Source organism: Streptomyces sp. NBC_01304 (assembly GCF_035975855.1).
Classification (GTDB): Bacteria; Actinomycetota; Actinomycetes; order Streptomycetales; family Streptomycetaceae; genus Streptomyces.
Genome location: NZ_CP109055.1, coordinates 7657568 through 7678051 on the forward strand (window position 1 = coordinate 7657568; position 20484 = coordinate 7678051).

Annotated in this window: 19 protein-coding genes; 11 read left to right on the top strand and 8 right to left on the bottom strand. The window is 70.0% G+C overall.

Going from position 1 to position 20484, the window contains the following annotated elements; all coding sequences use genetic code 11:
- Positions 1–30: 30 nt before the first annotated feature.
- A complete protein-coding gene (locus OG430_RS34045; protein WP_327356487.1) occupies positions 31–330 on the bottom strand; it encodes a hypothetical protein in 300 nt (99 codons plus the stop codon).
- Positions 331–497: 167 nt separating this feature from the next.
- Here OG430_RS34045 and OG430_RS34050 point away from each other — a divergent pair, with 167 nt between their 5' ends.
- A complete protein-coding gene (locus OG430_RS34050; RefSeq protein WP_327356488.1) occupies positions 498–1061 on the top strand; it encodes a hypothetical protein in 564 nt (187 codons plus the stop codon).
- Positions 1062–1118: 57 nt separating this feature from the next.
- On the opposite strand, the gene OG430_RS34055 is transcribed toward OG430_RS34050, so the two are convergent.
- Positions 1119–2129 (bottom strand): LLM class F420-dependent oxidoreductase, encoded by a 1011-nt coding sequence (locus tag OG430_RS34055; protein ID WP_327356489.1) that lies wholly within the window; start codon positions 2127–2129, stop codon positions 1119–1121.
- 160 nt (positions 2130–2289) lie between these two features.
- Positions 2290–3153, bottom strand: coding sequence for a hypothetical protein (locus OG430_RS34060; protein WP_327356490.1), 864 nt, complete (start codon positions 3151–3153; stop codon positions 2290–2292).
- A 342-nt stretch (positions 3154–3495) separates the two neighbouring features.
- Between OG430_RS34060 and OG430_RS34065 the strand changes: the two genes are divergently transcribed.
- Positions 3496–4089 (top strand): class I SAM-dependent methyltransferase, encoded by a 594-nt coding sequence (locus OG430_RS34065; protein ID WP_327359334.1) that lies wholly within the window; start codon positions 3496–3498, stop codon positions 4087–4089.
- Positions 4090–4121: 32 nt separating this feature from the next.
- Here OG430_RS34065 and OG430_RS34070 read toward each other — a convergent pair whose 3' ends face one another.
- Positions 4122–5348: an IS110 family transposase gene (locus tag OG430_RS34070; protein ID WP_327350391.1), complete on the bottom strand. Its 1227-nt coding sequence runs from the start codon at positions 5346–5348 to the stop codon at positions 4122–4124.
- A gap of 605 nt (positions 5349–5953) precedes the next feature.
- On the opposite strand from OG430_RS34070, the gene OG430_RS34075 reads away from it, so the two are divergent.
- The 6 genes from OG430_RS34075 to OG430_RS34100 all read left to right on the top strand — a co-directional run bounded on the left by OG430_RS34075 (position 5954) and on the right by OG430_RS34100 (position 13457).
- The gene (locus OG430_RS34075; RefSeq protein ID WP_442816601.1) at positions 5954–6949 is read left to right on the top strand and encodes an N-acetylmuramoyl-L-alanine amidase; all 996 of its coding nucleotides are present in this window, start codon (positions 5954–5956) and stop codon (positions 6947–6949) included.
- Positions 6950–7084: 135 nt separating this feature from the next.
- Complete coding sequence (locus OG430_RS34080; RefSeq protein WP_327356491.1) at positions 7085–9253, top strand: acyl-CoA dehydrogenase; 2169 nt, start codon at positions 7085–7087, stop codon at positions 9251–9253.
- 31 nt (positions 9254–9284) lie between these two features.
- Positions 9285–10472 (top strand): lipid-transfer protein, encoded by a 1188-nt coding sequence (locus OG430_RS34085; protein WP_327359336.1) that lies wholly within the window; start codon positions 9285–9287, stop codon positions 10470–10472.
- Between the two features lie 121 nt (positions 10473–10593).
- Positions 10594–12072 (top strand): MFS transporter, encoded by a 1479-nt coding sequence (locus OG430_RS34090; protein WP_327356492.1) that lies wholly within the window; start codon positions 10594–10596, stop codon positions 12070–12072.
- A gap of 48 nt (positions 12073–12120) precedes the next feature.
- The gene (locus OG430_RS34095; RefSeq protein ID WP_327356493.1) at positions 12121–12669 is read left to right on the top strand and encodes a SigE family RNA polymerase sigma factor; all 549 of its coding nucleotides are present in this window, start codon (positions 12121–12123) and stop codon (positions 12667–12669) included.
- A complete protein-coding gene (locus OG430_RS34100) occupies positions 12666–13457 on the top strand; it encodes a hypothetical protein (RefSeq protein ID WP_327356494.1) in 792 nt (263 codons plus the stop codon). Before OG430_RS34095 ends, OG430_RS34100 begins: the two co-directional genes overlap by 4 nt.
- Before the next feature lie 19 nt (positions 13458–13476).
- Here the strand turns inward: OG430_RS34100 and OG430_RS34105 are convergent, their stop codons facing one another.
- Genes OG430_RS34105 through OG430_RS34120 form a run of 4 tightly spaced genes read right to left on the bottom strand, consistent with a single transcriptional unit; the run spans position 13477 to position 17096 of the window.
- Positions 13477–14082 (bottom strand): response regulator transcription factor, encoded by a 606-nt coding sequence (locus tag OG430_RS34105; RefSeq protein WP_327356495.1) that lies wholly within the window; start codon positions 14080–14082, stop codon positions 13477–13479.
- Between the two features lie 19 nt (positions 14083–14101).
- Positions 14102–15328, bottom strand: coding sequence for a sensor histidine kinase (locus OG430_RS34110; RefSeq protein ID WP_327356496.1), 1227 nt, complete (start codon positions 15326–15328; stop codon positions 14102–14104).
- Positions 15329–15372: 44 nt separating this feature from the next.
- A complete protein-coding gene (locus tag OG430_RS34115) occupies positions 15373–16092 on the bottom strand; it encodes an ABC transporter permease (protein WP_442816602.1) in 720 nt (239 codons plus the stop codon).
- Positions 16092–17096: an ABC transporter ATP-binding protein gene (locus tag OG430_RS34120; RefSeq protein ID WP_442816603.1), complete on the bottom strand. Its 1005-nt coding sequence runs from the start codon at positions 17094–17096 to the stop codon at positions 16092–16094. The genes OG430_RS34115 and OG430_RS34120 overlap by 1 nt, the downstream gene beginning before the upstream one ends.
- A gap of 328 nt (positions 17097–17424) precedes the next feature.
- On the opposite strand from OG430_RS34120, the gene OG430_RS34125 reads away from it, so the two are divergent.
- The 3 genes from OG430_RS34125 to OG430_RS34135 all read left to right on the top strand — a co-directional run bounded on the left by OG430_RS34125 (position 17425) and on the right by OG430_RS34135 (position 20427).
- The gene (locus OG430_RS34125; protein WP_327356497.1) at positions 17425–18279 is read left to right on the top strand and encodes a MaoC/PaaZ C-terminal domain-containing protein; all 855 of its coding nucleotides are present in this window, start codon (positions 17425–17427) and stop codon (positions 18277–18279) included.
- A gap of 71 nt (positions 18280–18350) precedes the next feature.
- Positions 18351–19427 (top strand): Zn-dependent alcohol dehydrogenase, encoded by a 1077-nt coding sequence (locus OG430_RS34130; protein ID WP_327356498.1) that lies wholly within the window; start codon positions 18351–18353, stop codon positions 19425–19427.
- A gap of 58 nt (positions 19428–19485) precedes the next feature.
- Entirely contained in the window at positions 19486–20427 is a 942-nt protein-coding gene (locus tag OG430_RS34135) for a 3-oxoacyl-ACP reductase (RefSeq protein ID WP_327356499.1), read from the top strand.
- Positions 20428–20484 lie beyond the last annotated feature (57 nt).

Here is a 20484-nt window from a genome sequence, read left to right on the forward strand (position 1 = left end):
CATTCCGTTGCGGGGGCAGGTGCGGGTCCCTCAGTAGCGGCGCAGGCGGTTGGCCACGGCATGGCCCACGAACAGGTACACCACGGCCGCCAGGCCGTAGCCGGCGACGACGCGCGCCCATTCCTTGTCGAACGTGAACAGGTCGTGCGACCAGCCGGCCAGCCAGCGGGCCACGTCGTGCAGGAACTGGACCAGGTCGTTGGCGCGGTTCGCGTCCAGCAGGTACATCAGGATCCACAGGAGAATGATCCCTGCCATGACATCGGCGACGACCGCTATGACCGTGCCAGCCCGGAAAGTGCTACGCGAGTCTGTACGAGTCGGGGACATGCCGCACGAGTGCCCCTTTACACAGGGTGAAACCTGGACGAGCACACAGGGTGAAACCCAGCCATGCACCGGGGCGGGACCCGGACGGGCTCGCCCGAGTGGCGGAGCCCGGAGCGCGGGGCGAGGCTGGCGTGAGCGTCAAGCTCATAGGCCCCGGGAGGCCCGCCGTGCTCAGCTCTGGACCGATATCCCTCTCTTCTGTATCCGTACGTCGCCTGCTCGTCGCCCTCACGCTGTGTTGTGCCCTGCTCGTCGGCACCACCGCCTGCTCCAGCGGCGACGACAAGGACGCGACGGCGAACCCCACCAGCACGGCCGAGAAGCAGAAGTTCGCCAAGGCCCGCTTCGTGGCCAACGCGGGCCTGGCCGCCGGAGCCGCGTACCAGTGGGTGATCAAGCCCGCGAAGGACGGCAAGTTCAAGAGCGGCGCGGACGGCCGGAAGTTCACCCTGGTCAAGGCCGGTCTGGCCGGCGCCTTCGCCTACAACCGGCTGAAGGCGGCCGCGAAGAACGCCGAGGGCGACCCGCTGCTCTCCAAGGCGATCGCACCCCTCACGACCGGCATCGAGTCCCTGAAGGACCTGCCCGGCAAGCTGCGCAAGGGCGACGGCGCGGACGAGGCCGCCGGGATCTTCGACAAGGTGATCAACTCGGTGAAGGGCGCGGGCAACGATGCGGGCGCCCCCGTCGTCGACAAGGTGCCGTCGGTGTCGCAGCTCGGCAAGGGCTGACGCTCCGGGCGTACGCGAGCGGGTCGGGCCGGGCTCAGTTGTCGATCCCCAACTTCCTCAACTGTTGAGCTCGGCCAGCACCCGCAGCGTATGCGGATCGGGAGCGAGCGCCAGCAGATCCGTGACCGGCCCCTTGCGCCACAACTCCAGCCGTTCCGCGATGCGTTCGCGCGGCCCGATCAGCGAGATCTCGTCCGCGAAGGCATCGGGCACGGCAAGGACGGCCTCCTCCTTGCGCCCCTGCGCGAACAGCTCCTGAATCCGCCGCGCCTCCTCCTCGAACCCCATCCGGGCCATCAGGTCGGCGTGGAAGTTCTTGGCCGCGTGCCCCATGCCGCCGATGTAGAAGCCGAGCATGGCCTTCACCGGAAGCAGCCCCTCCGCGACGTCGTCGCAGACCTTCACCCGGGCCATGGGCGCGATCCGGAAGCCCTCGCGGAGGTCGGTGAGCGAGGCCTCGTACACGTCGGTCCGCGTCGGCGACCAGTACAGCGGCAGCCAGCCGTCCGCGATCCGGGTCGTCTGCGCGATGTTCTTCGGGCCCTCGGCGCCCAGGAAGATCGGCAGGTCGGCGCGGAGTGGATGGGTGATCGACTTCAGAGGCTTGCCGAGCCCGGTGCCGTCGGCGCCGTTGTAGGGGTGGGAGTGGAAGCGCCCGTCGAGGGCGACGGGGCCCTCGCGCTTCAGGGCCTGGCGAATGACGTCGACGTACTCGCGGGTGGCGGTGAGCGGCGACTTCGGGAACGGCCGGCCGTACCACCCCTCCACCACCTGCGGCCCGGACAGCCCGAGCCCGAGCATCATCCGGCCGCCCGAGAGGTGGTCGAGCGTCAGCGCGTGCATGGCGGTCGCGGTCGGCGTACGGGCCGCCATCTGCACAACTGCCGTGCCCAGCTTGATGGTCGAGGTCTGGGCGGCAATCCAGGTCAGCGCGGTGAAGGCGTCCGAGCCCCAGGCCTCGGCGGTCCACACTGAGTCATAGCCGAGCCGCTCCGCCTCCTGCGCGAGGCTTACGTGCTCCGGGTTGGGGCCGCGGCCCCAGTAGCCGAGTGCGAGCCCTAGCCGCATGCGCCCTCCCCGTGTCCCGGTGATTCTGCTTCTGTACGTACGTTCCTGACGGACCGTCAGACTGTAAGGGCAGGGCGCGCACATGGCAACGGCCCCCCACCCCGGGAGGGGTGAAGGGCCGTGACTGCTTGCTTATCTGTGCCTATTGCTCAGGCGCTGCTCAGCCGCGCTGTATGCCGGTGGTGTCCTGCAGCACGCCGCGACGGCCGTCCTGCGTCTGGGCCACCAGGCCGGGACCGCGCTGCTCGACCGCGAGGTACCAGGTGCCGGGCGCGAGCTCGGCGATCGGGGTCGGGTTGCCGTCCTCGCCGTACAGCGGACGGGGCACCGGCACGGCGAACCAGAACGGGGAGAAGTCCCCACCCTGGCTCTGCTGCTGCGGGGCGGCCGGAGCCGGGGCCTGCGCCTGCTGCGGCTGGCCGCCGTAGGACTGGCCCTGCGGGGGCTGCGCACCGTACGGCGCGGGCTGACCCTGCTGGGCACCCGGGTAGCCGTAGCCACCCTGCTGCGGCATGCCGGGCTGGCCGCCGTAGGGCTGGGGGGGCTTGGGGGCGCCGACCAGGGGGGCCTGGAAGGCGGGGATCGCGAGGGTGAGGATGGCGCCTGCGGCCATGATCAGGGTGGCGATCAGGATGAGGATGAGGCCGATACCGGCGTCCGGGAAGCTGGAATCGCCGCTGTTGCCTCCGCCGTAGTTGTTGAGGCCGCCCAGCGGGTCGAAGATCTGGCCGAGCGCGGACCATGCGGCAAAGAGGGCGACCACGGTGCCGAAGTGAATGAGGTCGATGCCCACGATCTTGGGCGTCTGCGGCAGCGCGCGGCCTACCACGATGCAGACGGCCGCGATGATGCCCGAGAGCACGACACTGAGCAGCAGCGGTCCGCTGTTCCAGGCGTTCGTCAGGTCGAAGTCGTCCGGGAGGGTGCCGTCCTGCGAGAAGACATCCAGGAACGAGGCGATGAACAGCAACACCGCTGCTCCGATCACCACTGCGTCGCCTCGCGTGAGGGAGCGGATATTCACTTCAGGTCCTTAGTCAGTCGTAAGGTCGGTGGGGCGTCGCTGTCGCCGATACGCGCGCGCGGTGCGAAGCGCGGGGGTGGGCCCCCATCGTACGGATGACACTATCGCCCGAACGGCCGGGGTGTCTGGTCGGTATAAAGTCGCTGACTTCCTACCCAGCAGTTCCCTCAAATCCCCACAGAACTGGGGTGCGGAACCGGAATACACCTGCGTACGGCACCATGGTGCGCCCGCAACCGCGCGCAGCACCGCGTACACCCAGGAGGCCCAGTGACCGCCGCCGCACCGCAGGCCGTACCAAAGCCGGAGATATTGGCCGCCTTCGAGGCCGCCAAGGGGTTCATGCCGCAGGGCGAGGGCCTCGCCCTGTACGCGGCCGCGGTCGAGGCCGGGGCGCTCGGGCTGCCGCTGCTCGAGGTGGGGACGTACTGCGGACGCTCGACGATCCTGCTGGCCGGCGCCGCGCGCGAGGCGGGTGTGACGGCGATCACGGTGGATCACCACCGGGGCAGCGAGGAGCAGCAGCCCGGCTGGGATTACCACGATCCGGAGACCGTGGACCCGGAGATCGGGCGGATGGACACGTTGCCGACCTTCCGCCGGACGCTGCACAAGGCGGGCCTGGAAGAGCACGTGGTCGCGATCGTGGGGCGTTCGCCGCAGGTGGCGAAGGTGTGGGGCGGGCGGCTCGGCCTGGTCTTCATCGACGGCGGGCACACGGACGAGCACGCGACGGGCGACTATGAGGGCTGGGCGCCGCACCTCGCGGAGGGCGGACTGCTCGTGATCCACGACGTGTTCCCGGACCCGGTCGACGAGTGGACGGGGCAGGCCCCGTACCGCGTGTACCTGCGGGCGCTGGAGTCCGGCGCGTTCACGGAGGTCTCGGCAACCGACTCCCTCCGCGTACTGCGGCGTACTGGCGCGGGGATCTGAGGGCCCGGTTAGACGCCTCACGAAGCTAAGAGTCAAGCCGCAGCAGCAAGTGGAGTGGGGAACGCCATTTGTTCGTCGAACGGCTCGTGCTTCTGCAGGCAGTGGAAGAGCTGGCCGAGCAGGCGGTTGAAGAGGTTTCGGAGGGCCGACGCGTGCCAGTCGCCGTGGTCGCGGCGTCGACGGTAGTGAGCCTTGGCGCCAGGGGAGCCGTTCGGGGCCGCGAAGGCCCAGAGGTAGCCAGCGTGGTTGAGGCGGTCGTTCTTGATCCGGCGTCGGGTGATGCTGGACTTCTTGCCGGAGGCCCTGGTGATGGGTGAGGCACCCGCGTACGCCTTCAGCCCGCGGGCATCGGCGAACCGATTGTGGTCGTCGCCGATCTCGGCCAGCACCCGGGCGCCGAGCTGGACGCCGAGACCCGGGAAGCTCAAGATCACTTCAGCGTCCGGGTGCTGAGGGAAAGCCTCCTCCACCGCCTTCGCCAGGTCATTGGCGGCCGTGCAGGCGGCGTCCAGTTGGCCCAGGAGAGCGAGCGTCTGCTTGCCGAGTGCGTCTTCGACCAGCGGCGGCTGGTGGGCCCAGTCAGCGCGGAGGGCCTCACGGAGTCGCTCGGCCTCGGCCTCGATGCCACGCTTGCGGCCGGCCCGCTTGAGTGCCGCACTGATCTGTGAGCGGCTCAACCGGGCAGCCCTGGCAGGAGTGGGGGCGACTTTGAGGAGTTCGCGGGCCTCTGGGCGGCAGAGGCCGTTGGTCCAGGTGGCGAAGGCGTCCAGGGCGGCGGGGTAGTACTCGCGGAGCAGTGAGCGAAGTTGGTTCGCCATCTGCTGGCGGTTCCACGTCGCGTCCTGCTGGGCGCGGGCCAGGACTGCGATGGCGCGGGCCAGGTCGCTGTCGTTGGGCAGAGGGCGGTGGGCGTGCATGTCGGTCCGCAGCACGTTGGCGAGGACGAGGGCGTCGCCTGGGTCGGACTTCTTGCGCGAGACGCTGTGCCGGTCGCGGTAGCGGGCCGCGGCCATCGGGTTGATCGCGAAGATCTGCCGCTTGCCCTGCCGCAGCACTGCGACCAGCAGGCCGCGGGAAGTCTCGATGGCGACCGGGATCGGTTCCTCTTCGGTGTCGCCGTACTCGGCGAGCAGGTCCACCAAGATCTTGTAGCCAGCGGCGTCATCAGTGATGTGCCGCTTGGCCAGTAACTCGCCGGTGTCGTTGACCAGGGCGACGTCATGTGTCCGTTCCGCCCAGTCGATTCCGCAGTAGATCAAGGTAGTTCCTTCCTCATGGTGCAGGTGTTTGCGCTGTTCACGAGCGCGTGTGGGCCACGCGGCGACCTAATTCCAGGACTCGGCCGCAACAGATCCGGTCCGACGCCTCACTAGCCGTGTTCGTGGCACCAGCGCACCGCGCGGGCCTCGGTCTATTGCGGGAGCTCAGACAGCTCAGGCATATCGAGAGGTCACCGTGCGATGGGCTCGCCCCACCAGCACCAACGAGTGATCAAGGTGGTAGGTGTTGACGCCCGAAGGTGCCGGGCGTTGCCTCTCTAGCCAGAGGCATCAAGGCCGGGGCGTCTTCGGGCATCCGCCCGGCGCCCACGGGCGCCAACATCCACGGGACGGGGTGGTGGCGGCCACGAAGACACCGGACGGCGCCGCTCTACAGCGAAGACGTTGATCGCCTGGTTCTCAATAGACGTCCGTACGGTGCCCACGCGGCAGCCACCACCACGAGCAACAGGGCCATCCGCACGGTCTAACCAGAGGCTTCACAAGCCGGGCTCGAAATGGGCGTGACGGTCCTCACTGCTCGAACACCCCCGGGACTCGACCTGACGTCCCGGGGCCGTTGCAAAGGAATTAGGCTCGCAAGCGTGTCGTACGACGATCCTGACAATCCGTCCCCCGGTGGTGCGTACCCCGGCGGCCGCCGCCCCTTCCGACGTGGTGGGGCGCTGGTGGCCGTGGCCGCGCTGGTGCCGACCGGGCTTGCGGGCTGGCTGCTGTGGCAGGCGATGAGCGGGCCCGGTGAGGCGGACCCGCCGAAGGTGCTGCCGCTGCCGAGTCAGTCGTCGCCGAGCGAGCAGGGGAGTCGTACGCCCTCGCCGTCGAAGTCCGACGAGGACGGCGACGGGAAGCCGAGCCCGTCGAAGTCCGCGAAGCCGTCGAAGTCGTCGACGGACAAGCCCCTCTCCGGTCCGCTCAAGGGCAAGGTCGTGGTGATCGACCCCGGCCACAACCCCAACAACCGGAACCACACGGCCGACATCGCCCGCCTCGTCGACATCGGCACCAACCGCAAGGAGTGCGACACCACCGGCACGTCCACCAACGCGGGTTACTCGGAAGCCGAGTTCACCCTGGACGTGGCCCACCGCCTGCGCGACCAGCTGGAGAAGCAGGGCGCGACGGTGAAGCTCACCCAGGACCGCAACCGCTCCTTCGGTCCCTGCGTCGACGAGCGCGCCCGCATCGGCAACGACGCGCACGCGGACGCGGTGATCTCGCTCCACGCGGACGGCTCGGCCGCCGGCAACCGCGGCTGGCACGTGATCATGCCCGCGAAGGTGGACGCGGGCGCCGCCGATACGTCGGCCATCGTCGGTCCCTCGAAGGAGTTGGGGCAGCGGATCGCGGGGGCCTTCGTCCACAGCACCGGGAGCGCGCCGTCCAACTATGTGGGCGATGGCACGGGTCTCAACGTACGCAGGGACTTGGGCGGGTTGAACCTCTCCAAGGTGCCGAAGGTCTTCATCGAGTGCGGCAACATGCGCGACGCGCAGGACGCGGCGCTGCTGACGAGCGGGGCGTGGCGGGAGAAGGCCGCGCGGGGGATCTCGGAGGGGATCGAAGGGTTCCTCGGCGCGTAGCGCCCCGGCCTCACCGGTCAAACGCATTCCCCTTCTTGAGCATCCGTCGAGGTGCGAGTCGATCCTTCGCGCGCCGAAAACGCGAGCCGTATCTGACCTTCCGTCAGATTGAAACGTGTTCTAGTCTGCCCTGCCATGGGGATCGGAATCACGCAAGAGCAACGTGAGTTGGCCGATGCGGTACGCGGCTGGCTCGCCCGGGCCGTCCCGCCGGAGGAGGTCCGCAAGCTGCTCGACGCGCCCAGTGGCTCAGGGCGGCCCGGGTACTGGGACGGGGTCGCCGAGCAGGGGCTGCTAGGGGTGCACCTGGCCGAGGAACAGGGGGGTGGGGGCGGGGAGTTGCTCGACCTCGCCGTCATCCTCGAAGAGGCCGGGCGGGCCGCGCTGCCGGGGCCCTTTCTGGCGAGCGCGCTGGCCTCCGCGGTCCTGGCCCGGGTCGGGCATCCGCTCACGGCCGAGCTGGCCGAGGGCGCGCGGATCGGGGCCGTGGCGCTCGGGGCCGGGACGCTCACGGCCGTGGCGGAGGGCGATGGCGGCTATGTGCTTGACGGCCAGGCTCCGCCCGTTCTCTCCGGGGCCGAGGCCGACCTCGTCCTCCTCGCGGCCGAGACCGCGGCCGGGACGGTGTGGGTCGCCGCCGATGCCGACGCGCTCACCATCCGGGCCCACGAGGGCACCGACCCGACCAGGCCCACCGCCGAGGTCACGGCGGAAGGGGTCAGGATCCCCGGCGAGCGGGTCCTCGAAGGTGTCGACTCCGCCCTCGTACGCGACCTCGCCGGCGTCCTGTACGCCGCCGACGCCTGCGGTACCGCGGCCTGGGCGCTGCACACCGCGGCCGAATACGCCAAGGTCCGCGAGCAGTTCGGGCGGCCCATCGGACAGTTCCAGGGCATCAAGCACCTGTGCGCCGACATGTTGGTGCGAGTTGAGCAAGCGCGGGCGCTCGTCTGGGACGCGGCGCGCGCGGTCGACGACACCGAGGACGTGCGCGGTCTGGTCGCGGCCCTCGCCGCGGGCAACGCACTCGACGCCGCGTACTCCTGCGCCAAGGACTGCATCCAGATCCTCGGCGGCATCGGCTTCACCTGGGAGCACGACGCCCATCTCTACCTTCGACGGGCCGTCGTGGCCCGGCAGTTGCTCGGCTCCGGGGACGGCCACCGGATGCGTGCCGTCCGGCTCGCCGAGAGCGGCGCCCGGCGCGAGCTGCGGCTCGAACTTCCGGCCGAGGCGGAGGCGTATCGCGCACACGCGCGTGCTGCCATCGAGGCCGCGCGCGGGCTCGACCCGGCCGCCGCCCGGCGCGCCCTCGCATCCACCGGATACGTCGCCCCGCACCTCCCGGAGCCGTACGGCATCGGGGCGGGACCGGTCCAGCAGCTCGCCGTGCAACAGGAGTTGAAGCACGCGCGCGTGAAGGTCAGCGATCTGGGCATCGCCACCTGGGTCGTGCCGTCGCTGATCGCGTACGGCTCGGCAGAACAGCAGGAACGCTTCCTCGGGCCCACCCTCCGTGGCGACGTCCTGTGGTGCCAGCTGTTCAGCGAGCCGGGCGCGGGATCCGACCTCGCCTCCCTCCGTACGAAGGCGGAGAAGACCGAAGACGGCAGCGGCTGGCGCATCAACGGCCAGAAGGTGTGGACGAGCGCCGCCCAATGGGCCGACTACGGCATCCTGCTCGCCCGTACGAACCCGGACGCGCCCAAGCACAAGGGGCTCACGTACTTCGTCATCGACATGAAGCGGACGGAAGGGATCGACATCCGGCCGCTGAAGGAGATCACGGGAGACTCCCTCTTCAACGAGGTCTATTTCGATGATGTGTTGCTGCCGGCCGACGCCGTGGTCGGCGAGGTGGACGGCGGCTGGAAGGTCGCGCGCAACACCCTCGGCAACGAACGCGTCCACATGGCCGACCAGTTGACCTTCGACACCGGCCTCGAAGCGCTCATCGCGCGTGCGGCCGATCTGGACGGCGCCTACCGGGCCCGGATCGGCGCGCTCGCCGCCGAGGCGCACGCCCTGGCCTGCATCGGGCTGCGCACGACCATGCAACAGGTCGCGGGCGCGGAGCCGGGCGCGGGCGCGTCCGTACGCAAACTCGTCCAGACCCCGCACCAGCAGAAGGTCGCCGAGCTCGCCCTCGAACTCCTCGGCCCCGCGGGCGCCGTCCGCGAGGGCGCCGGGGAGCGGGCCGTGCACGGCTTCCTGATGGCCCGCTGCCTGACCATCGCGGGCGGCACCACCCAGGTTCAGCTCAATGTCGTCGCCGAGCGCATTCTCGGCCTTCCCAGGGACTGAAAGGCGTAGATCAGTGGTGATGAAGGCGAAGATGAAGGCGTACATCGTCGGCGTGGGCATGACCAAGTTCGAGAAGCCCGAGAGCCGCGACTGGCAGTACTGGGACATGGCCAAGGAGGCCGGGACCAAAGCCCTTGAGGACGCGGGGATTTCGTACGAGCAGGTCGAGCAGGTGCCCGTCGGCTACTGCTTCCAGGCCTCGACGGCCGGGCAGCGGGCCGCGTACGAGCTCGGGCTCAGCGGCGTACCGGTCTACAACGTGAACAACAACTGCGCGACCGCGTCCACCGCCCTGATGATGGCCCGGCAGTTCGTCGAGGGCGGGCTGAACGACTGCGTACTTGCGCTCGGTTTCGAGAAGATGGCGCGCGGGGCGCTCGGTGGGGGATCGGACGGCGGGGACTTCAAGACCTCGCCCGTCGCCCGCCACTACGGAATCATGGCCGCCAAGCACGGCTTCGAGATGACGCCTCCCACGGCGCAGATCTTCGGTGACGCGGCACGTGAGCACATGGAGCTCTACGGGACGACGAAGGCCCAGCTCGCCGCCGTCGGCGCCAAGAACCACAAGCACTCCGCGAACAATCCGTACGCGCAGTTCCAGGACGTCTACTCGGTCGAGGAGATCCTCGCCGCCAAGACCATCCACGATCCGCTCACCAAGCTGCAGTGCTCGCCGACGTCCGACGGCTCCGCGGCCGCCGTGGTCGTCTCGGAGCGCTTCGTCGAGCAGCACGGGCTCCAGGACAAGGCCGTGGAGATCGTCGCGCAGGCCATGACCACGGACACGGAGGAGTCCTTCGCGTCCGGCTCCTGCATAGACGTGGTGGGCAAACCGATGTCACGCGCGGCGGGCGAGCAGGTCTTCGCGGCGGCCGGGCTCGGCATCGAGGACGTCGACGTCATCGAGCTGCACGACTGCTTCTCCATCAATGAGCTCCTTACTTATGAGGCGCTCGGCATGTGTGCGGACGGCGAGTCCGGCAAGCTCGTCGAGTCGGGCGCGACGACGTACGGCGGCCGCTGGGTGGTGAACCCGTCGGGCGGCCTCATCTCCAAGGGCCACCCCCTGGGCGCGACGGGCCTGGCCCAGGCGGCCGAGCTGACGTGGCAGCTGCGCGGCGAGGCGGGGGCCAGGCAGGTGCCGGGGGCCGAGATCGGGCTTGCGCACAACATCGGTCTTGGCGGGGCGGCCGTGGTGACGCTGCTGCGGCGCTAGTTCCCGCCGGATACGGCAGGGGCTGGATACGGCAGGTCAGGGGACCTAGGTCCCCTGACGTATGCCGCATACACCGAAACCCCGATGCGCATTGTCAGTGGCAGCTGAGAGCATGCCTGTCATGGTTCAAGCCGCCTCCGGCACTTACATATCCGCCCCGCCCCGGAAGGGGCCCGCCACCTGGGCCGTGGTCCTCGCCGCCTGCGCAGGCCAGTTCCTGGTCGTCCTCGACGTCTCGGTCGTGAACACCGCACTGCCCTCCATGCGGTCGGACCTCGGCCTCAGCGCGATCGGCCTGCAGTGGGTGGTCAACGCCTACTCCATCGCCTTCGCCGGGTTCATGCTGCTCGGCGGCCGGGCCGGCGACCTCTTCGGGCGCAAGCGGATGTTCCTGGTGGGGCTCGGCCTCTTCACCGCGGCCTCGCTCGCGGGCGGTCTCGCGCAGGAGGACTGGCAGCTGCTCGTGGCACGGGCAGTGCAGGGCCTGGGCGCGGCCGTGCTCGCGCCGTCCACCCTGACCATCCTCACTTCCGCGGTGCCCGAGGGCCCCGCCCGGGTGCGGGCGATCGGGACCTGGGCGGCGGTCGGCGCGGGCGGCGGCGCGGCGGGCGGACTCGTCGGCGGCGTACTGACCGACCTGCTGTCGTGGCGCTGGGTCCTGCTCATCAACGTGCCGATCGGCGCGCTGGTGATCGCGGCCGGTGTGGCGTGGCTCAGCGAGAGCCGGGCCGGTGAGGGCCGCAGGCTCGATCTGCCGGGCGCCGTCCTGGTCACGGCGGGCCTGGCGACGCTCGCGTACGGCATCGTGCAGACGGAGGCGGAGGGCTGGACGGCCTCCGCCACGCTGGTACCGCTGGTCGCGGGACTGCTGCTGCTCCTGCTCTTCCTGCTCGTCGAGGCGCGGACGAAGACGCCGCTGATGCCGCTGAAGCTGTTCCGCGTACGGTCCGTCTCGGCGGCCAACGCGGCGATGTTCATCTGCGGCGGGGCCATGTTCGCCATGTGGTTCTTCATGACGCTGTACGCGCAGAACGTGCTCCACTACTCGCCGCTGAAGGCCGGCCTCGCCCTCGTCCCCAGCTCGCTCAGCGTCGTCATCGGCTCCAAGGTGGCGCCGGGCATGATGCGGCGGATCGGCGCGAAGAACGTGTCGGTCCTCGGCATCGTGATCTCCGCGGCCGGCTTCGGCTGGCAGTCGACGATCACCTCCGACGGCGCGTACATCACTTCGATCATGCTGCCCGGCATGCTGATGATGCTCGGCGCGGGCCTCGCCTCGACCCCGCTTGCCTCGCTTGCCACTTCGGGCGCGGATCCGGGCGATGCCGGCCTGGTGTCCGGCCTCATCAATACGTCGCGGACGATGGGCGGGGCGCTCGGGCTCGCGGTCCTGTCGACCGTGGCGGCCTCGCGGGCGGGGGAGTCCGGCGGGACCGAGGCGCTGACTCAGGGCTATGCGGCGGCGTTCCGGGTGAGTGGATTCATCCTGCTCGGCGGGGTGTTGGTGACGCTGCTGTGGATGCCGCGGGCCGGGCAGCGAGCGCCGGAGAGCAGCCGGAGAACGCCTGAAGAGGCTGACGCGGTACCTGCCGAGAGCTGAGGCAACGGTTTCGGACCCCCATGGACTCTTTGAAGCAAGGAGGTATTCATGGGGGAGCAACTGGGAGCCGCGGACGATGAGTTCCACGGCTTCGTGAACAGCCGCTGGTCGCGGCTGATGCGCACGGCGTTCCTGCTGACAGGTGACAGGCACGCCGCCGAGGACCTGGTGCAGTCGTCCTTGGAGCGGGCCTATGTGTCCTGGCGCAAGGTGATCAAGGCCGACGACCCGGACTCGTACGTCCGGCGCATCATGGTCAACACCCATGCCCGCGGCCACCGCAGAAAGCTCAAGGAATTCCTGTCGGCGCGCGACGCCCCGTCCTTGGCGGAGCAGTCCGAGAGCGCCGAAGTGACCGACCGGATCACCCAGGCCGACGACCGCTCGATGCTGCTGCGCGCCCTGGCCCAACTGCCGCCCAGACAGCGGCAAGCGGTCGTCCTGCGCTACTGGGAGGACCTGACCGAGTCCCAGACGGCCCTCACCATGGGCTGCTCCGTGGGCTCGGTGAAGAGCAATGCGGCGAAGGGGATCGCGAAACTTCGGGCGATACCCGGCCTCGCGGAGATGGTGGCCAGCGGAGGGAAGAAGCGATGAGCGGGGAACGGCACACGATGGTGGAGCGGGACATCGCCCTCCTCCTTGCGGACGCGGCGGATGAGGTCGAACCCGGCATAGCGCCGTACCAGGCGGTGGTGCGCGGGGGTAAGCGCCGCCGGGCGAGGCGGCGTTGGGCGGTGGGGGCCGCGGCGGCGCTGGTGATCGCGGGGTCCGCGGGGTCGCTTGCGCTGGCCGAGGGGGTGGGGCGGGACCAGGGGCGGGTGGCGGAGCAGCCGGCTTCGCCGGAGGAGCGGCATGTGTACGACCCGGCGCGCGCCCTGCTGACGGAGCTGCGCGACGAGCGGGGGACCGTCAAGGCCCGTGTGTACGCGGAGGTCTGGGGCGCTCCGCGGACCAAGGCCGAAGCCCGTGAGCAGCAGGCCCGGATGGTCCGGTACGGAGTGTGGGACGAGCGCAAGGCCGACCCGGTATCCGGAATCGGGAAGGGCTGGTCCTCCGCTGTCCTCATCGACGCCGAGACGGGCGGGCGCACGCCTCAGATGTTCGGTGTCGTGGACAAGGAATCCGAGTCGGGGACCGAGGGCTACACGAGTGCGACGCTGCGGTCGCACGGGTCCCGGCTGACCATGGGACGAGCCACCAGCGACGTGCGGCGCATCCGGTTCGAGTACGAGAGGGGAAACGTGGAGCCGAAGGTGCAGAAGGTCACCGGTTCCAAGAGGAGCTGGTTCGCGCTGGTCGAGGACGGCCCGGAGAGCAAGGGAAAGCTTCGACAGGTCCGGGTGTTCCTGCGGGACGGCACGTCCAAGGTGCTGGTGAAGTGACGTCGGGACGACCGGCAGCTCAGAGCCACCCCCGCTGCCGAGCCTCCCGCACCGCCTCCATCCGGTTCCGCGTCCCCGTCTTCCCGATGGCCGCCGACAGATAGTTCCGCACCGTCGACTCCGACAAGTGCAGCTTGCCCGCGATGTCGGCGACGGTCGCGCCGTCCACCGAGGCCTTCAGGACGTCGCACTCGCGCTCGGTGAGGGGGTTGGGGCCCGCGCTCAGGGCGGCAGCCGCCAGCGCCGGGTCGATCACCGTCTCGCCCCGCAGCACCTGACGGATCGCCTCGGCCAGGTCCTCCACCGGGCCGTCCTTGACCAGGAATCCCGCCGCGCCCGCGTCCATGGCACGGCGCAGATAGCCGGGGCGGCCGAAGGTGGTGAGGATCAGGACGCGGCAGTCGGGGCACTCCTCGCGCAGGTCGGCCGCCGCGTCCAGGCCGCTGCGGCCGGGGAGTTCGATGTCGAGGAGGGCCACGTCGGGGCGTGCGGTGAGCGCGGCGTCCACGATCTTGTCGCCTGCCGAGACCTGGGCGACGACCTCGATGTCGTGCTCCATCCCGAGCAGCAGGGCGAGGGCGCCGCGCATCATGCCCTGATCCTCGGCGAGCAGGACTCTGATCATCGCGGGCGTTCCTCCTGGGTCATCGCGGGTCTTCGGCCGGTGCGTCGCCGGTCACGGGAGCGGGGTCCCGGCCGGCCCCGGACATGTCCAAGTCCACCACGTCTATGGGCAGCTGGGCCGTGACCCGGAATCCCCGTTGTGGCGCGGCGCCCGACTGCAGCGTGCCGCCGGCTGCCACGAGACGTTCGGTCAGGCCCGTCAGACCGTTGCCGGGCGGGGCCGAGCCTACGCCGCGTCCGTCGTCCGTGACCGTCAGACGGACCCGGCCGGGTGTGCCCACGACCTCTATCTCGCACTGGGTCGCGCCGCTGTGCCGGACCGCGTTGGTCACGGACTCGCGCACCACCCAGCCGAGGAGCGCCGCGGCCTGCGGCGCGAGCGGCGGCCCCGATTGCCGGACGACCGATTCGATCCCGGCGGCCGCGAGTGCGTCCCGGGCACGGTCGAGTTCTGTGGCGAGGCTGCCCTCCCGGTAGCCGGTGACCGCCTCGCGGATCTCGGTGAGCGCCTGCCGGCCGATGGACTCGATGTCGGTGACCTGGGCGAGCGCTCCGTCCAGGTCGCGCGGGGCGAGCCGGCGGGCGGCCTCCGACTTCACGACGATGACGGAAAGGGTGTGACCGAGCAGATCATGCAGATCGCGGGAGAACCGAAGCCGTTCCTTCTCGACGGCCACGCGGGCCAATTCCTGCCGGGTTTCCCGGAGTTCGACGACGTTCTCGGAGAGGGCGAGGATCGCGGCGGTGACGATTCCGGACAGGAGCGTCCCGTAGCCGGAGGCGATCGCGCCCCACGCGTCATGGTCGCGCAGCGCGGCGGTCAGGGCCGCGGTGCAGGCCAGCACGAGGACCGTCCCCCCGAGCCGCCGCCCTCGCAGCACCGCGCCGCAGGCCAGCGAGAGGAGGGGGAAGAGCGCGAGCCAGGCCCCGCCGTAGCCGATGCCGAGGCCCGCCGTGACGACGGCCATCCCGGACAGGGCGACGTAGGTCCACCAGCCGTTCCGGCGGTACGGGTCGAAGGCGCTGAACACCACGGAGACGTAAAGGGAGTTGAAGATCAGCAGTCCGGCCCCGCCGACCCACGGGTTGGGCGTCTCGCCCCGGACGACGTTGGAGAGGGCGCCCATGCCGAGCAGCAGCCAGGGCAGGAAGGCATAGGCGCTGCGCGGACCGGGGCGTGCCGCTCGCCAGCCGCGGGGCCTTCCGGTCTTCGAGGCTTCCGGAGCCTCCGGCGTCCCCTGCGTCATCGCTGCCCTCTCCGTGCCCGGCACACCCTGGCGCGTCATCGTGCTCACACAGTCCTGGCGGCCCGACGGTACGACATCACCGCGTACCAGCCGAAGAGAAGCAGCCATCCCATGAGGATCGTCACCGTGCCGAGGCCGGGAGCGTGGCCGTTGGTGGTCTGCCAGCCCAGATCGGCGAAGCGGTGGGTCGGAGTGAAGTCGGACAGCGAGCGCAGCCAGCCGGGGAACATGTCGATGGGGAACCACAGTCCGCCCACGATCGAAAGCCCCAGGTTGCAGGCCGTGTTCACGACACCGGTGGTCGCTCCGGTCAGCCGGTACCCATTGCCCAGGCCGAGCATCGTGAACGGCAGGGCGCCCAGCCACAGCAGGAGCGTGAGGACGATCCACTGCCAGGCTTCGAGCCGGACGCCGTTGACGAGAGCGCCCGCCGTGAACACCGCCACGATTGCGGGCAGCACGATCACCGAGCCGGTGAGTGCGCGTCCCGCCACCACCTGGCGCGGAGACATCGGAGTGACGCGCAGCTGCCGCAGCCAGCCGACCGTCTTGTCCTCGGCGACGGCGCCTCCGGTGCTCAGGGCCGCACCGAGGGCTCCGTACGCGGCCATGCCCACCATCGATGCGGTCTTCCACTCGGTCTCGACCGAACCGAGGTTGGTGAACAGGAGGTACATCAGGACCGGCATGCCGATACCGAAGAACACGAAGCCGAAGTCCCGCAGGGTCCGGCGCACTTCGAGCTTGGTGTATTCGAACAACATCAGACCGTCTCCTTCAGATTCGTACGGGCCAGGTCCATGGGGGCGGGAGCGGCGTGCTCCGCGTCGGCGGCGGCGGTGAGCGCCAGGAATGCGTCGTCGAGGGAGGCCGGGGTGACCTCGAGGCCGCGGATCGCGCCGAGTTCGGCCAGGGCGATCACCGTGGCGTCGGAGTCGTCCGTGCTCAGGCGGGCGCGGTCGCCCCTGATCTCCGTGGCGACCACACCGGGCAGCGTGCTCAGCCAGGCCGAGCCGCGGCCGGCGAGGTCGAAGGAGACGAAGGTGCCGCCGCTCGCGCGCTTGAGGTCCTGGCCGCTGCCGTCGGCGACGACCCGGCCGTGGTCGATGACGACGATGCGGTCCGCGTGGTCGTCGGCCTCCTCCAGGTAATGCGTGGAGAACAGCACGGTGTTGCCGCGTGCCGCATAGCTCCGCATCGAGGCCCAGAAGGCGTGCCGCGCCTCGACGTCGAGTGCCGCGGTCGGCTCGTCGAGGACGATCAGTTCGGGGTTTCCGGCGAGCGCCACGGCGAAGCGGACGCGCTGGGACTGGCCGCCGGAGAGCCTGTCGACCCGGCGGTCCGCGAGCTCGCTGATGCCGGCGAGTTCGAGGGCCTCGGCGACGGGCATCGGGTTCGGGTACGTACGCGCCACGAAGGTCACCAGTTCGCGCACCGTCACCCGGGGGATGACCCGCCCGTCCTGCAGCATGGCGCCCACCCGCCCGGAGCGGACGGCCTTTTCGGCGCTGGTGCCGAAGAGCTGGACCGTGCCCGTGTCGGGCAGGTTCAGGCCGAGGAGGAGGGAGATGGCGGTGGACTTGCCGGCGCCGTTGCGGCCGAGCAGTGCGACGGTCTCGCCGCGGTGGAGGTCCAGGTCGATACCGTCGACGGCACGCACGGTGCCGGCGTTGAAGGTCTTGACGACGCCGCTGAGGTGCACAGCGATGGCGCTGCCCGAGCTTCCCCCGTCGGGTCGGGACGCTGTCTTGCCCGTGGTCGTTTCCATGCCCAAGACGCTACGGAGATCCCCACGGTGGCGGCAGATTCGGCTGTCAGGTCTTGCGCAGGACAAATGTCATGGGTGGCACGGGCGGGCCGCCCGTCACCGAATCTGACATTCCGTCAGACAGACGTCTTCACAAGTCCCAAGCCCTGCGTTATACATGGGGATCACTGGCCTAGAACGCGTTCTAGAACGGTTCAGGAGCGGTCCTGGAACGGGGAGTTGGGCCGGTCACAAAACGACCTCGGTGCGGCCGACGGTGCGGACGGCCGCACCGAGGTCTTCCACGTACGACCACCGCACGTCCCGAGCAACGAGGAGCCACGTCCACATGCCCATTGATGCCGCAAAGGCCGTAGCCTCCGAGCCCCGCAGCACCAGCATCGCCTGGGATCACAAGGACATCCAGCTCTACCACCTCGGCCTCGGCGCGGGCATCCCGGCAACCGACCCGGACGAGCTGCGCTACACCCTCGAGTCCAAGCTGCATGTGCTGCCCAGCTTCGCGACGGTGGCGGGCGGCGGCATGGCCGCGGCGGGCGGGCTCTCGGCCCCCGGCATCGACGTGAACCTCGCGCACGTCCTGCACGGCGGCCAGAAGGTCACCCTGCACCGGCCGATTCCCGCGCAGGGCAAGGCGGTTCAGACCTCGACGATCCCGGCCGTGTACGACAAGGGCAAGGCCGCGGTGATCGTGATGCGCTCCGACGTCGCGGACGACGAGGGCCCGCTGTGGACCTGCGACACCCAGATCTTCGTACGCGGCGAGGGCGGCTTCGGCGGCGACCGCGGCCCCTCCACGCGCAGCGAACTGCCCGAGCGGGCCCCGGACAGGACGGCTCTGCGGCCGGTCCGTGAGGAACTCGCCCTGCTCTACCGCCTCTCCGGCGACTGGAACCCACTGCACGCCGACCCCGAGTTCGCCAAGCTGGCCGGCTTCGACAAGCCGATCCTGCACGGCCTGTGCACGTACGGCATCACGCTGAAGGCCGTCGTCGACACGGTGCTCGGCGGCGATGTCTCCCGGGTCAAGTCGTACGGCACGCGGTTCGCCGGAATCGTCTTCCCGGGCGAGACGCTGCGGATCCGGATGTGGGAGACCGAGGGGCAGGTCCAGGTGTCGGTCACCGCCGTCGAGCGCGAAGACGCTCCGGTCCTGGCCGACACGGTCGTCGAGTTCTCCTGACCGGCAACACCCGCACACCACACATGACTTCAGTCTCCGCATCCTGAGTAATCCCTGAAGGGAGCCGCACCATGCGCGCAGCCGTACTGCACGAGATAGGGCAGGACAAGCTCGAAGTCCTCGACGACATGGAGACCACGGGCTTCGGGCCCGGCAAGGTCAAGATCCGGGTACGGGCCACCGGCCTGTGCCACTCGGACCTCTCCGCGATGAGCGGCGTGCTGCCGCAGCCCGGCCCGTTCGTCCCCGGCCACGAAGGCGCGGGCGAGATCATCGACGTCGGCGACGGCGTGACCAGCGTCAAGCCGGGCGACCGCGTGCTGATCTGCTGGCTGCCCGCCTGCGGTGAGTGTGCGGCCTGCAAGCGCGGCCAGACCCAGCTCTGTCTCGCCGGCTTCATGAACGCCGGCGTCCCCAACTTCAAGCGCGCCGGCAGCGACATCTTCGGCTTCGCCGGCACCGGCACCTTCGCCGAGGAGGTCGTGGTCGACGCGCGCTGCGCCGTGCCGATCCCCGACGACGTGCCCTTCGACATCGCGGCCCTCATCGGCTGCGGCGTGACCACGGGTCTCGGCGCGGCCGTCAACACCGCGAAGGTGGAGGCCGGTTCGTCCGTCGCCGTCATCGGCTGCGGCGGCGTCGGCATCTCCGCGATCCAGGGCGCCCGGCTCAAGGGCGCGGCCCAGATCGTCGCCGTCGACCCGGTGGAGTCGCGGCGCGAGTCCGCCCTCAAGTTCGGCGCCACGGAGGCCGTTTCGCCGGACGACCTCGACGACGCCAAGCAGCGGATCACCGCGGGCGAGGGCTTCGACTACGTCTTCGAGGTCGTCGGCAAGTCCGTCACCGCCCGCAAGGCGTACGAGACGACCCGGCGCGGCGGCACGCTCTGCGTCGTGGGCGCGGGCGCGCTCGACGACTTCCTGCAGCTCAACATGTTCGAGCTGTTCTTCGACGAGAAGCGGATCCTGCCCTCCATGTACGGCGGCGGGGACGTCCTCACCTCGTACGAGCGCTCCATCGCGCTGTGGCGGGCGGGCCGGATCGACCTGGCCGGGCTGATCACACACCGGGTGCAGCTCGGCGAGATCAACGAGGCCCTCGATCAGATGCGTACGGGTGTCGCCCTGCGCACCTGCATCGAGATCTGACCCCGGCCGTCCGACCTCAACTGTCTGACGCCAACTGATCGGAACGGAGAGGACATTCATGTCACAGCCGCTTGCGGGTCTGTCCGCAATCGTCACCGGCGCGGGCCGCGGACTCGGCCGCGCCGAGGCGCTCGAGCTCGCCCGCCTCGGGGCGAGCGTCGTCGTCAACGACTTCGGGCAGCCAGGCCGTGACGGCTCGGGCGAGGCCGACGCGACCCCGGCCGAGCAGGTCGCGGCCGAGATCCGCGAGGCGGGCGGCCAGGCGGTCGCGCACCTGGGGGACGTCGCCGACTACGAACAGGCCCGCGGCCTGGTCCAGTTGGCGATCGACACCTACGGCAAGCTCGACATCCTGGTCAACAACGCGGGCATCCTGCGCGACCGCATGATCTTCTCCATGTCCGAGGCGGAGTGGGACACGGTGATCCATGTCCACCTCAAGGGTCACTTCAACACCACCCACTTCGCCTCGGTCCACTGGCGCGAACGCTCCAAGGCGGCGGGCGCCCCGGTCTACGGCCGCGTCATCAACACCTCCTCGGAGGCGTTCCTGGCGGGCTCGGCAGGCCAGCCCAACTACGCGGCTGCGAAGGGCGGAATCGTAGGCCTGACGACGTCGACGGCGCTCGCGCTCGGCAAGTACGGCGTGACGGCGAACGCGATCTGCCCGCGGGCCCGCACCCGGATGACGGAGGACGTCTTCGCCGGATTCCAGGAGCCCTCGGGCGACCAGCTGGACCCGCTGGCCCCCGAGCACGTGTCCCCGCTGGTCGGCTATCTCGCCGCCCCGGCGGCCGCCAAGGTCAACGGCCAGCTGCTCGTGGTGCACGGCGGCATGGTCGCGGTCGTGGAACGCCCCAAGGTAGCGGCGAAGTTCGACACGGCGAAGGACGCCTTCACCTTCGACGAGCTGGACGAGCTGATCACTCCGTACTACGAGGACAAGCCGCCGAACCAGACGTTCGCGGCGTCGGAGGTCCTCGGTCTCAAGCACGGCTAGCTGAAAAGGGGGTTCGGGGCCCAGGCCCCGAACCCCCTTTTGCAGGAAAGCCAATGT